The organism is Rhizobium sp. P2_G2 (assembly GCF_056403555.1).
The window spans coordinates 16558-30131 of the sequence record NZ_JBFUFF010000013.1 but is presented as its reverse complement, the minus strand read 5'-3'; the positions used below and the strand labels follow the sequence as shown (position 1 = coordinate 30131).

Sequence of the window (13574 nt, the reverse complement as noted above, 5' to 3'; positions counted from 1 at the left end):
CCATGTCGACGCATATGCGCCAGGAAATCGATGAAATACCGGAAGCCGCAGCACGGCTGATCAGCCAGTCGGCCAGCGCGCTGAAGGAGGCCGGCCAGGCACTGAAGGCCAAGGATCCGGCCTTCCTGATCACCATTGCCCGCGGCTCTTCCGACCATGCGGCACATTTTCTCAAATATGCCATCGAGCAGACGGCCGGCCGCGCCGTCGCTTCGATCGGGCCATCGCTTGCCTCGATCTATGGCAGATCGCTGAAGCTGGATACTGCAGCGGCGATCTCGATCTCGCAATCCGGCAAGAGCCCGGACATCGTCGCTCTGGCGCAGTCGGCAATGCAATCCGGCGCACTGACGATTTCGCTCACCAATACCCTGCCCTCGCCGCTCTCCGACGCTTCGGCCCATCCGATCGACATCAAGGCCGGCCCGGAACTGGCGGTCGCGGCAACCAAATCCTTCTTCAATTCCGTGCTTGCCGGTCTCGCGATTCTCGGCGAATGGACTGGCGACACGGCCCTGCAAACCTCGATCGCCGGGCTGCCGGAAAGCCTTCGCAAAGCGACCACGCTCTCCTGGCAGGAATTGATGGACGAACTCGGCGATGCCGAATCGCTCTACATGCTCGGCCGCGGCCCGTCCTTTGCCATTGCCGGCGAGGCAGCGCTGAAATTCAAGGAAACGTCGGAAATGCATGCCGAGGCCTATTCCAGTGCCGAAGTGCTGCACGGGCCGGTGGCCCTGGTCGGCCGGCGCTTTCCGGTCGTGACCTTCGCCGCCCGAGACGCCGCCCTGCCCTCGGTCCGCGAGACAGCCGACGACTTGGCCGCCAAGGGCGCACTCGCCTTCATCACCGCCGATGGCGCATCCTCCGCGCGCCGTCTACCTTTTGTCGAAACCGGCCACCCGCTGACTGATGCGCTGGCACTGATCGTCCCCTTCTATGGCTTCGTTGAAGCCTGGTCGCGCGCCCGCGGCTTCAACCCCGACGCCCCGGCCGCCCTCAAGAAAGTCACGGAAACGCGATGAGCCCGTATCTCGCCCTCACCCATGCGCGGATTTTCGACGGCGATGTCTGGCACGACGATAGTGCCCTGCTGGTCGAGGACGGCCGCATCAAGGCTATTTCGCCGGCTAACGAAATGCCTGCCGGGGTGCGGCAGGTCGACTGCAAGGGCTCGGTCGTGGTTCCCGGCTTCATCGACCTCCAGGTCAATGGCGGCGGAGGTGTCATGCTCAACGACGAGCAAACCGTCGAAGGCATTACCCAGATTTGCTCTTCGCATGCCCAATTCGGCACCACGGCACTGCTGGCGACGCTGATCACCGACACGCGCGAGATCACTGCTGCAGCAATTGCGGCTGGCCGTGAGGCGAAGGCGCGGAATGTGCCGGGCTTTCTCGGCCTGCATCTCGAAGGCCCGCATCTTTCCGTGGCGCGCAAGGGCACGCATCACCCGGGCCTGATTCGACCAATGGAACAGGCTGACCTCGACGGTCTACTGGCGCTCAGAGGCGTGTTCGACGCGATCATGACGACGGTGGCGCCTGAGAACACGACGGAAGACCAGGTGCGGCAGCTTGCGGATGCCGGTTTTGTCGTCAGCCTGGGCCATACCAACGCGTCTTATGAAACCGCCGAGCGCTATGTCGCCGCGGGCGCAAAGACCGCGACGCATCTTTTCAACGCCATGAGCCCGCTGGAAAACCGGACTCCCGGGCTGGTGGGCGCGGCGATCAATCTCGGCGCGCTTTCCTGCGGCCTGATCGCCGATGGTTTCCACGTCCATCCGGCCGCGATGAACATTGCGATCAACGCCAAGCAGGGACCGGGCAAGATTTTTATCGTTACCGATGCGATGTCGACCATCGGCACGGACCTGCCCGGTTTCATGTTGAATGGCCGGCAGATTTTCCGCAAGGACGGCCGGCTGACGCTGGCCGACGGTACGCTGGCGGGTGCCGATATCGACATGCTGTCGTCGGTGCTGTTCGTGCATCGCGAACTCGGGCTGACATTCGAGGAAGCAGTGCGTATGGCAAGCATCAATCCGGCCGAAGCGATGGGCGTCGCGGATCGCAAGGGACGGCTTCAGTCGGGATTCGATGCGGATTTCGTGGTCCTGACAGAGGATTATCGGATGAAGGGCACCTGGATCGGCGGGGAGCGGGTGTTCGAGGCGTAAGCCGCGGCTCGGCGGCGCCGCCGAGGCGTCGGATCGCCGTAAATCGAGCCCCTTCCGCTCGGCCATGTCGATGCTGCCCCTCTATATCAACCCGTGCCGGCAAGAACCTGCCCGAGGGGCAGAAACGCGTGCTTGGGGAGGCCAAGGACGAGTTGCGCAAGGCGTTCGGCAAGGAGAAGCAAGGGTAGCGCCGCGGCGCACCGGTCATTCGCCCTTGTCGGCCAGCCGTTTATGTATCGACATAGAGGGAAATGTTCCGCCTCCTGCGCCAAATACAACGCGCGGTACCATTCCGCACGACAAAACAAGGGTTGAATCGCACCCATCAAGAATTGAAAACGGCAAATCGTTGAGGCGGGAAAGTCGCGCAATACTGCAACGCAAGATGTGTGACGCGAGAGGAATTAGAAACCTCCGCCGTCGAAATATTCTTTTCAGCTTTGTGAAATTCTCCTATCAATTCCATGGGGTTTCACTTCTGGCGGAGAAGTTTGGATCATGGCGGCCTTTTCAGAGCCTGTATGGGTGACACAAGCCCATCGCAGCGACTATCGTGCGCCGATCCAAGACAATGAGAATGTCGATATTGTTGTGATCGGCGCGGGTTTCATGGGCCTGACCTCCGCCCTGCATGCGGCGCGGCGTGGCTTGGACGTGCATGTCGTCGAGGCCGCGCGAATCGGCGAAGGGGCAAGCGGGCTGAATGGCGGACAAGTGATCCCTGGCCTGAAATACGATCCGGAATGGCTGCTCGAACATTTCGGCAGTGCTCGCGGCGAGGCCCTGATTCAATTTGCCGCAGGCACGGCGGATGCGGTGTTCGATCTCATCCGTGACGAGAATCTGGATGTGCCGCACAATCGCAATGGCTGGATTCAGGCGTGCCATACCGAGGCTGCAATGGAAGCTGCCGCGATTCGCCACCGGCAATGGGCTGCGCGCGGCGCCGATGTCGAAATGCTCGACGCCAACCGCATAGAGAAACTCATCGGCACGGCAAATTATCACGGCGGCTTTCTCGACCGGCGCGCGGGCGGCATCAATCCTCTCGCATTCGTCTTCGAATTGGCGCGGATCGCCACCGAGGCCGGGGCAAAAATTTCGGAGAACACCCAGTGTATCCGGGTGGAAAAGGCGACAGGCGGCTGGATCGTCTCGCTGGCCAACGGCAAATCGATTCGTGCCCGCAAGGTGATCCTGGCGACCAATGCCTATTCGAGCGGCCTCATTCCCGGCCTGGCGCAGAGTCTCGTGGCACTGCATTCGTTTCAAATCGCCACCGAACCGCTGCCGGAGCGCACCAGCCGCGACATCCTGCCGGAGCGGCAGGCCGTCTCCGATTCCCGGCGCATTCTGGTTTATTATCGCCGCACTGCCGACGACCGGCTGATCCTGGGCGGCCGCGGTCCGATGGGCACGCCAAGCCATACGGACGACTGGGGGCATCTCGAACGCGCCATGATCCGGCTCTTCCCGCTTCTGTCCGACATCCGGATCGACAAGCGCTGGTATGGCCGCGTCGCCATGACGCCGGATCATTTGCCGCATTTCCACCAGCCGGAAAAGGGCCTCGTCACGCTTGTCGGCTGCCAGGGCCGCGGCATCGGCCTGATGACCTCGGCGGCAAGGCATGTCGTCGACTATCTCGAAAGCAGCGATCCAGACGCGCTGCCCTTTCCGATCACGGCGATCAAACCGATCCCATTCCACATGTTCCGCCGTATCGGCGTCGGCGCGCTGATCGCATGGTATCGAACGCTGGATGCGATCGAGCAGTGACTGAGACCCCATGAAATTTTCTTGACAGTCCTCGGAAAATGAAAATTATAGGCTGAATTTCATTTTTTAGAAACCGGTCCCATGACGGAGATCGCCCAGACCCAGCCGAATGTGAGAAGCGGTTCAGCAGCCGCCTTCCGGATCGGCATGATGCTGCCTGGCGGACTGGTGACGTTCGTCCTCGTTCTCTTCGCACTGGCCTTGGTCGTCTTCCTCGGCTTTCGCAGCAATGACGGTTCGCTGACCGGCGCTGGCTTTTCACTGGAGAATTTCGTCTCGATCGTCACCGATCCGCTTTATGCGATGGTGGCGGTGCGCTCCGTGACGATCGCCGGCCTGGTCACGCTCGCCACAGTGGTGACCGCCTATCCGGTGGCTTATTATCTGGCCTTCCATGCCGGCCGGCATCGCAGCCTTATCCTTTTCCTCGTTACCCTGCCCTTCTGGACAAGCTATCTCCTGCGCGTCTTTGCCTGGAAGATCGTGCTTGCCTATAACGGCGTGCTGAATTCTTTCCTTCTGGGGACGGGTATTTTGCGCGAGCCTTCGCTCGCCTTCCTCAACACACCCGCCGCAGTGGTGGTGACGCTGGCGCATGCCTATGCGCCTTTTGCCATCCTGCCGATCTATGTGGCGCTCGAGACCATGCCGCGATCGCTGGCCGAGGCGGCGGCGGACCTCGGCGCGCGCCCTTTCGCGACATTCCGCAAGGTGATCCTGCCCTATTCGACGCCAGGCGTGCTGGCCGGAGCGCTGGTGGTCTTCGTGCCGACGGTGGGCGACTATGTGACGCCGGCTTTGGTCGGCGGCCCGGCGAGCACGATGATCGGCTCTCTGATCCAGGCACAATTCGGCAAGGCCAATGACTGGCCGTTCGGCGCAGCGCTTGCCGTGTCGGTCATGCTGCTGATCCTGGTGCTGATCCTGGTCGTCCGCTTCTTCGACAGAAAATTCGGGAGTCGCACATGAGAACCATGGCACCCCTGGCAGGACGAAACTGGCTGAGCCTCTATGTGCTCGCCTATCTCGTCTTTCTTTATCTGCCGGTCTCCCTGATCCCGCTTTTCTCCTTCAACAATTCCATTCAGGCAGCGTTCCCGCTGCAGGGTTTTACGCTCGAATGGTACCGATCGCTGGCCGACAATGAGGCGCTGCGCGACGCGCTGATCACCAGTCTCGAAGTGGGCCTTTCGGCGGCCTCGATCGCCACGCTTTGCGGGATCACCATCGCCTATATGGATGTTTTCGGTCAGTCGCGGGTGGCGCTGGCCATCTCCGGGATCGCGCGGCTGCCGATCCTCATCCCTGGCGTGATCATCGGTATCGCGCTGCTCATTCTCGTCAATCTCGCCGGTCTCGGCCCATCGCGGACAGCGATCATCGCTGGCCATGTGCTGGCGGGGTTACCGACGACGGTGGTGATCATGCGCGGCCGCTTTGCCGGCATTCCGCGCAGTATTCCGGAAGCAGCGGAGGATCTTGGCGCGCATGAGCTCCATGTCTTCTGGAAGATCATGCTGCCGCTCAGCCTGCCGGCCGTCGGCTCGGCCTTCATGCTGGCCTTCCTCACCAGCTTCGACGAATTCATCATCGCCTTTTTCCTGGCTGGCACCGAGCAGACGCTGCCGCTCTATATCTGGAGCCAGCTACGCTTCCCGAAGTCACTGCCGATCGTCATGGCGCTCGGCAGTTCCATCCTCGCCGTCAGCATCATTATCGCGGGTACCGCAGAACTGTTGCGTCACCGTGGGCTTACCAATCAAAAACGATAAACCACCGAGAGGAGAATGAACATGAAACGTAAATTCCTGGCCAAGACGGGGCTGGCACTTATCGCCGCCGCACTGGTTTCATTCGGCGGGCAGGCGCTCGCCGACGGCAAGCTCAAATATTTCACCTGGTCGGGCTACGAACTGCCTGATTTCTCCAAGAGCTTCCTCACGGCACACCCCGACGCCGTCGAATATTCGATGTTCGGCGATGACGACGATGCTTTCACGAAAGTGAAGGCCGGTTTCCGGCCGGATCTCGCCCATCCCTGCTATGACAAGGTGGCGCGCTGGAACAAGGAAGGCCTGCTGCAACCGATCGACACCAAGCGCATCAAGAACTGGAACAACATTTTCCCGACCTTCCGCAATCTGCCGGACATCCAGGCCGGCGACGGCAAGGTCTGGATGGTGCCATGGGACTGGGGCAATACCTCGATCCTCTATCGCACCGACCTGGTGAAGAATCCCGAGCAAAGCTGGAACCTGCTCTGGGACAAGCAATATGCCGGCCGCATGGCGACGATCGACGCCGTGCATGACACGCCGATCGTTGCGGCGCTGCTGGCGCATGTCAATCCGTTCGACATGAGCCCGGCCGATCTCGACAAGGTCGCCGACAAACTCAGGGAACAGCGGCCGCTGCTCAGCGCTTACACGACCGACATGACCTCGGTCGAACAATCGCTGGCCTCGGGCGAACTGGTGGCGGCGATGACCTGGAACGCGTCCGCGGTTGCACTTAAGAAAAAGGGCGTGCCGGTCGAATTCATGAAGCCGAAGGAAGGCATGCTGACCTGGACCTGCGGCTATGTGCTGCTCAAGGATTCCAAGAATGTCGATCTGGCCTATGATTTCATCAACAGCCGGCTGGAAGCCGATTCGGGCAAATACCTGATCGAGAACTATGGCTATGGCGCTTCGACCAAGACCGCCTTCGACCAAGTGCCGAAAGCCGATCTCGACAATCTGCAGCTTCCCGCCGATCCGGACGTGATGCTGAAGTCGACGATCTTTACCGGCCCGATGAAGCAGAACGACGACATCGCCAAGATGTTCGAAAAGGTGAAGGCCGGCGGTTGATCGCAGGCTTTCGGCTTCGAAGCCGCGGAGGTATAGCTATTGCGCGGCTTCGAAGATGATCGGGAAATAGACGGATGGGTGAGCAATTGGACGAATTGGTCGAGAAGTCGGGACGCGACGGCAACGAGGCTGACGTGCTGGTCGGCCGGCGGGTGCGGGCATTGCGGCTGGAGCGCAATCTGTCGCTCAACGAACTTGCCGGCAAAGCAGGCATTTCGATCGGGGCGCTCAGCCAGATCGAACGCGGGCTGTCGTCGCTACGTGTGAAGGTTATCTGGCCGCTGGCTGCCGCCCTCGGCGTCGAGCCGGGAACGCTGATCGGCGATGGCAACGAGGCATCATCCGATCTCTATTGCGTCCGTGCCCATCTGCGTCGGCCGCTGCCGATGCATATCGAGGGCATTGCCAAAGCGTTGTTGTCGCCGCCGGGTGCTGCGCTGACCGGCATGCTCGTTACCGTCGAACCGGGCGGTAATACCGAGGGAGCCTATGCGCATGCCGGCCACGAATTTGGCTACGTGTTAACCGGCGAGGTCGAACTCACCATTGACGGTACGGCCTATACTTTGCGCCAGGGCGATAGTTTCGCCTTCAAGAGCACGCTTCTGCACAGTTTCAACAACAATGGCCGGGTGCGCGCCGAAATCCTCTGGATCAACACGACCAAGCCCTCCGAGGTGCGCGACAATGCCTGATCCATTGCTGACGCTGTCGGCCGTCCGCAAGGAATTTCCCGGCGGCGTCATCGGCCTCGATTCCATCGACCTCGACATCCAGCCGGGCGAGTTCCTGAGCCTGCTCGGCCCGTCGGGATGCGGCAAGACCACGACGCTCCGCGTCATTGCCGGCTTCGAGAGCCCGACGACAGGGGCGCTGAAGCTCGATGGCCACGATATCACGCCGCTTCGACCCTATGACCGGCCGGTCAACACCGTCTTCCAGGACTATGCGCTGTTCCCGCACATGAATGTGTCGGAGAATATCGAATTCGGCCTGGCGCTGCGGAAAATGCCGACGGCCGAGCGTCGCAAACGTGTCGCCTCCGCGCTCGACATGGTGGGACTAGCCGACAAGGTGAAGGCGCGTGTGCTCGAACTCTCCGGCGGCCAGCGGCAGCGCGTGGCGCTGGCGCGCGCCATCGTCTGCGAACCGCGCGTGCTACTGCTGGACGAACCGCTTTCGGCGCTCGATGCGCACTTGCGTGAACAGATGCAGGTGGAATTGAAGCGACTGCAATCGAGCCTTGGCACCACCTTCGTCATGGTCACGCATGATCAGACCGAAGCGATGTCGATCTCCGACCGCATCGTGGTGATGAACAAGGGCCGGATCGAGCAGACCGCCTCGCCGGCCGAACTCTACGATCGGCCGAAGACGCGTTTTGTCGCCGGCTTTATCGGCACGATGAATATCCTCTCGGCGCGCTTCATCGGCCTATCGGATGGACAACTGCGTTTCGATGCCGATGGGCTGCGGATCGACATTCCGGCGGAGGATGGCGTGGCGCCTCTGACGGGCCAGACTGCCATGGTCGGCGTGCGGCCGGAAGACCTGATCGCTTCCGGGGCTGGACCGACGACGATACCGGCCCGCGTCACAAGCGTCGTCTTTCACGGCAAGACGTTGCGCGTTCACTCCGATATCGGCGCAGGGACGGGAATCGTCATCGATATGCCGCGCCAGGGCGAGAATGCCGCCTGCCGTCCGGGCACCATCCTCAACATCGGCCTCAGACCGGGCGCCTCTTGCCCGCTGCTGCCGGCCTGACTAAGCAGGTTCCGGAAAAGTGTTCCACGGTTTTCCGACAAGAACCTGCGGCAAAACATAAGGGTTCTAACCAGACTTTCGTTGGCTTGCCGACGAAAGTCTGGTTAGAACAAAGACCAACAGGGCTATAACAAACGGGAGCAATTGCATGAGCAATCATCTGAAATTCTATATCGACGGCGCCTGGGTCGACCCGGCCGTGCCCGCGACGCTCGACGTCATCAATCCGGCAACCGAGGAAGCCTATACGAAGATCGCCGTCGGCACGAAGGCCGATGTCGACAAGGCCGTCGCCGCCGCCAAGCGCGCTTTCGCCACCTTCTCCAAGACCTCGCATGCCGAGCGCCTGGCGCTGCTCAAGCGCATCCTCGAAGTCTATAACGACCGCTTTGAGGATATTGCCCAGGCGGTTTCCGACGAGATGGGCGCACCGATCGGCTTTGCCCGCGATGCCCAGGCCTGGGCTGGCCGTGCGCATATGGAAGCGACGATCGCCGCCTTCGAAAACTATAAATTCAGCGAGCAGCGCGGCTCGACCATGGTGGTCAAGGAGCCGATCGGCGTCTGCGCGCTGATCACGCCGTGGAACTGGCCGCTCAACCAGATCGTCTGCAAGGTGGCGCCTGCGATCGCCGCCGGCTGCACCGTGGTGCTCAAGCCTTCGGAAATCGCCCCGATCAGCGGCATCGTCTTCGCCGAGGTCATGGAAACGGCAGGCGCGCCGAAGGGTGTCTTCAACCTGGTCAATGGCAACGGCCCCGATGTCGGCCAAGTCATGGCTGGTCATCCGGATGTCGACATGGTTTCCTTCACCGGCTCGACCCGCGCCGGTATCATCGTCGCCAAGACCGCGGCCGACACGGTCAAGCGCGTGGCGCAGGAGCTCGGCGGCAAGTCGGCCAACATCATCCTCGAAGATGCCGATCTGGAGAGCGCCGTCACCAAGGGTGTCGAAGGCTGCTTCGGCAATACCGGACAGTCCTGCGACGCGCCCACCCGCATGCTGGTGCCGCGCACCCGCCATGACGAGGCGCTGAAGATCGCCAAGGTGGCAGCGGAAAAGTTCAGGACCGGCGACCCGAAGGCCGAAGGCACCGATCTCGGCCCGGTCGTCAGCCAGATGCAGTATGACAAGATCCAGCGCCTGATCCAGGCCGGCATCGACGAAGGTGCGACCGTGGTGGCCGGCGGCGTCGGCCGTCCGGACGGCCTCAACCGCGGCTACTACATCCGACCGACCGTGTTCGGCCATGTGACGCCGCAGATGACCGTCGCCCGCGAAGAGATTTTCGGGCCGGTGCTTTCGGTCCTGTCCTACGAAGACGATGCCGACGCGATCAAGATCGCCAACGACACAGTCTATGGCCTCGCCGCCTATATCCAGTCGGAAAACATCCAGCACGCCCGCGCCGTCGCCGCCGAAATGCGCGCCGGCACGGTCAACATCAACTATCCCGATTGGGACGTGTTCTCTTCCTTCGGCGGCTACAAGCAGTCGGGCAACGGCCGCGAATATGCCGACTTCGGTATCCACGACTTCCTGGAGATCAAGAGCATCGTCGGCTACGGCGAATAAATGAGAGCAAGGCGGGGCGGCGGCCCGACGGTCGCCGCCCTTGCTCCCGATTTCTCCTCGTCCGACGACCAGGAGCGGCAAATCAAATCGCATGTGAGCTCGAACTTTAAGTGCTGGACTTTACCACGCTTCTCACGTTTATCGCCGCATTGTTCCTCCTGGAGATAAGCCCAGGCCCCGATATGATGTTGGTCCTGGCACGCGGTGTTGGGCAAGGCCGCAAAATCGCCTTGCTGACTGTTGTCGGCATGGTGTTCATGGCCGGTGTCATCCAGGTCGGCCTTCTCGTCCTCGGACTTGCATCGCTGATGCAAGCCTATCCCGCCAGCCTGCTGGTTCTAAAATGGGCAGGCGCGCTCTATCTGCTTTATCTCGGGGCTCGCATGCTGTGGGCGAGCCGCAAGCCGCCGGAGGAGCGAACAGTCTTTCCCGGCGTGTCGTCGGATTGGGCTGCCGTTCGGGAAGGCTGCCTCAACAGTCTCACCAATCCCAAATCGCTTCTCTTCATGTTCGCCTTCCTGCCGCAGTTCATTTCTCCGCATGCCGGTCCCGTCTGGARCCAGTTGATCATCCTTGGGACCATCCAGAAGCTTGCGGGCATCCTCTCGCTCGGGTCGGTCGCGCTGGCATCGGGGACTGTGGGGCAATGGCTCCGCCGCTGGCCTCGCCTGCTGGTATGGCAAGAGCGCTTTACCGGATGTGTCATGGTGGCATTGGGGCTGAGAATTGTCATGACCGGCAATGCGTCACGTCATTGAGATGACGCCCGGGTCCCGATCAGACAAGTAAGGGCTTCTCTCGGCGAAGATCACTTCAGCCGCCACTTCTCCTCGCGCACGAACGGCTCGATCCGCTCGAACGGCATCGGCCGCGCCAGGGCATAGCCTTGCAATGCGTCGCATCCGAGTCTCTGCAGGATGCGGATATGCTCTGGGGTCTCGACACCCTCGGCCACGACCCGGATGTTCAGCGACTTGCCGATCTCGATGATCGAGCCGACGAGCCTGGTCTTTTCCTTGGCCTCGATGATCGGCATGACCAGTTCGCGATCGATCTTCAGCGTGCCTGGCCCGATCTTCAGCAGGCTGATGATCGAGGCGTGGCCGCTGCCGAAATCGTCGATCTCGATACCGATGCCCATGCGGCGCATGGTTTTGAGATTGTCGGCGACGGTGTCGTCGCAATCATCAAGGAAAATCGATTCCAGGAGTTCGAAGGACACCGTGCCCGGCATGATCGGCAGCTTGGCAAGCTTGTCGCCGAGATCGGGATCGTAAAGCCGGCGCGTCGAGACATTAACGGAGACTTTCGGAATTTCGATGCCGAGTCCCTGCCAGGCGAGGAAGTCTACATGCGCCTTCTCGAAGATCATCGCGTCGATCGCCGCCACCACGTCCAAATCCTCGGCAATGGTGAGGAAGGTGTCGGGGGCCAGCAGGCCCTTTGTCGGATGCTGCCAGCGCGCCAATGTCTCGACGCCGGCGACGGAAAGATCGCGCGCGCAGAATTGCAGTTGGTAATACGGTACGAATTCACTGCGTTCCAGCGCCGCGAGGATTTCGTCCGATACCCGCTTGTTGTTGATCACCTGATGCTGGATGTCGATCGAGAAGAATTCGTGGCGGTTGCGGCCGCGGCTCTTGGCGCGATAGAGGGCAATATCGGCATTGAGCAGCAATTGCTTGGCGTCGATCTCGGCATGCGGATCGCAGGCAATGCCTATGCTGGCGCCGATGCGGCAGGCCATGCCGCCGTAATGCACCGGCTGGCGCATCTGCTCGATGATGCGATCGGCAAGAACGGCCAGCCTGGCACCGTCGCCCCCGAAATCCGTGAGGATGACGAATTCGTCGCCGCCGATACGGGCGACGAACTCGCCGTCGCCAGTATTCTCACGCAGCACCCGGGCGGCATGCAGCAGCATGAAGTCGCCGGCCTGATGTCCCAACGTATCATTGATCTGCTTGAAGCGGTCGAGATCGATATGCAGCACGGCGAGCCCGGAATGCGCGCCAGAACCAAGCTTGGCGAGCCTCTCGTCGAGATAACGGCGATTGGGCAGGTCGGTGAGGAAATCGTGCAGCGCATTGTGCTCGATTTTGGCGCGCGTCGCTTCGAGCTCGCGGTTGCGCGCCTCGGCGAGCAATTTCGCCCGCTCCAGCTCTTCGCGGATGGTGACGTCGGCGGTCACGTCCCAGTTGGCGCCGATATATTTCTGATGGCCGCTTTCATCCTCGAAGGGAGCGGCCCTTGCCTTTATATGGCGGATGCTGCCATCCTTGCGGATGATGCGGAACTGGTTGCTGAACGCGGCATTGGCTTCGAAATGGCCGTCGATCTGTTGCTGAGCCGGCCGGCGGTCATCGGGATGGATGATGTGTACCCAGTCCCCACCGCCTTGCAGATGCGGTTCGCCAACCATGTCCATCATCGCCAGCAATCGGTCGTCGAGCAGCACGGTGTCTGCGGCGACATCGGCCTCGAACACGCCGATCTGGGTTACTTCCAGGGCCAGTTCGAGCCGCCGCTGCATATGCGCAAGCATTGCCTCTGTTGCCTTACGGTCGGTGATATCGAGATCGGTGCCGGCGATGCGGCACGGCTTGCCATCGGCATCCCATTCGACGCAGGAGCCACGGCATTCGATCCAGACCCACGTGCCGTCCTTGCGCTTCTCGCGATATTCGAACACGGCCGAGGCGACTTCGCCCTCGTTCTGGCGGCGGATCCATTCGAGCACGTGGGCACGGTCGTCGGGATGGACGGAGAGAATCCAGTCGTCGGTGTCGGCCTGGACTTCCTCGTCCGGTTGCATGCCGCGGATCAGCTTCCACGTATCCGAATAATACATGGTGCCATTCCTGAAATCGTGATCCCAGACGCCGAGCGTCGAGGAAACCAGCGCGCTGTTCCAGCGCTCCTCCCATCTCCGCCGCTCCATCGCCTCGCGCTTGCGCTGATCGACGTCCACAAGCCAGAGGATAATTGCCGAAGCGGGCTCGGTTGCGCCGGGCGAAATGCTGGCGAGCGTCCAGCGTTCGGCGCCTTGCCGGTCGATGATCCTGATTTCGATATTCGAAATATTGCGCTGCGAGAGCCGATGCCGGGTGATGTGGAACCTCAGGCTCTCCCTGTCCTCGGCATGGATGTGCGAGAACAGATCGTCGCCGGGCTTGGCCGACATCAGGTTGGAGAAGGCATCATTGGCGGCGACGATGCGGAAATCTTCCGACAACAGGACCGCCCCCATAGGCGCGTGCTGGATCGAGCCGACGAGAGGATGATCGGCACCGGGCGCGACAACTGCGATGTCATTGTTTTTCTTGCCCGGCGACGCCAAATCTCTACTCTCATACATGTTCGCAAAGTGTATAAAACGATCGGCTTAAATTCCGATTAACCTGCGCATACGGCAGCC

11 protein-coding genes and 1 pseudogene are annotated in these 13574 nt (G+C 61.3%); 11 read left to right on the top strand and 1 reads right to left on the bottom strand.

Annotated elements, in window-relative coordinates; genetic code table 11:
• Positions 1–2 precede the first annotated feature (2 nt).
• From AC1D06_RS12765 to AC1D06_RS12715, 11 genes and pseudogenes are all read left to right on the top strand, one after another.
• Positions 3–1025, top strand: a complete 1023-nt coding sequence (locus AC1D06_RS12765) for an SIS domain-containing protein (protein ID WP_477986513.1) — start codon at positions 3–5, stop codon at positions 1023–1025.
• Positions 1022–2182: an N-acetylglucosamine-6-phosphate deacetylase gene (nagA, locus tag AC1D06_RS12760; protein WP_477986512.1), complete on the top strand. Its 1161-nt coding sequence runs from the start codon at positions 1022–1024 to the stop codon at positions 2180–2182. Before AC1D06_RS12765 ends, nagA begins: the two co-directional genes overlap by 4 nt.
• Before the next feature lie 16 nt (positions 2183–2198).
• Positions 2199–2370 (top strand): annotated as a pseudogene (locus tag AC1D06_RS12755) (DUF3175 domain-containing protein); the annotation flags it as partial.
• A 310-nt stretch (positions 2371–2680) separates the two neighbouring features.
• A complete protein-coding gene (locus AC1D06_RS12750) occupies positions 2681–3961 on the top strand; it encodes an NAD(P)/FAD-dependent oxidoreductase (protein ID WP_477986511.1) in 1281 nt (426 codons plus the stop codon).
• Positions 3962–4042: 81 nt separating this feature from the next.
• Positions 4043–4930, top strand: coding sequence for an ABC transporter permease (locus AC1D06_RS12745; protein WP_477986510.1), 888 nt, complete (start codon positions 4043–4045; stop codon positions 4928–4930).
• The gene (locus AC1D06_RS12740; RefSeq protein WP_477986509.1) at positions 4927–5733 is read left to right on the top strand and encodes an ABC transporter permease; all 807 of its coding nucleotides are present in this window, start codon (positions 4927–4929) and stop codon (positions 5731–5733) included. The genes AC1D06_RS12745 and AC1D06_RS12740 overlap by 4 nt, the downstream gene beginning before the upstream one ends.
• A gap of 21 nt (positions 5734–5754) precedes the next feature.
• A complete protein-coding gene (locus tag AC1D06_RS12735; protein WP_477986508.1) occupies positions 5755–6813 on the top strand; it encodes an ABC transporter substrate-binding protein in 1059 nt (352 codons plus the stop codon).
• A 74-nt stretch (positions 6814–6887) separates the two neighbouring features.
• Complete coding sequence (locus AC1D06_RS12730; RefSeq protein WP_477881750.1) at positions 6888–7508, top strand: helix-turn-helix domain-containing protein; 621 nt, start codon at positions 6888–6890, stop codon at positions 7506–7508.
• Positions 7501–8580 (top strand): ABC transporter ATP-binding protein, encoded by a 1080-nt coding sequence (locus AC1D06_RS12725; RefSeq protein WP_477986507.1) that lies wholly within the window; start codon positions 7501–7503, stop codon positions 8578–8580. The genes AC1D06_RS12730 and AC1D06_RS12725 overlap by 8 nt, the downstream gene beginning before the upstream one ends.
• Positions 8581–8728: 148 nt before the next feature.
• On the top strand, positions 8729–10156 hold the full coding sequence (locus AC1D06_RS12720) for an aldehyde dehydrogenase family protein (protein ID WP_477986506.1): 1428 nt from the start codon (positions 8729–8731) through the stop codon (positions 10154–10156).
• A gap of 110 nt (positions 10157–10266) precedes the next feature.
• Positions 10267–10914: a LysE family translocator gene (locus AC1D06_RS12715; RefSeq protein ID WP_477986505.1), complete on the top strand. Its 648-nt coding sequence runs from the start codon at positions 10267–10269 to the stop codon at positions 10912–10914.
• 50 nt (positions 10915–10964) lie between these two features.
• On the opposite strand, the gene AC1D06_RS12710 is transcribed toward AC1D06_RS12715, so the two are convergent.
• A complete protein-coding gene (locus AC1D06_RS12710) occupies positions 10965–13496 on the bottom strand; it encodes a sensor domain-containing protein (protein ID WP_477986504.1) in 2532 nt (843 codons plus the stop codon).
• Between the last annotated feature and the right edge of the window lie 78 nt (positions 13497–13574).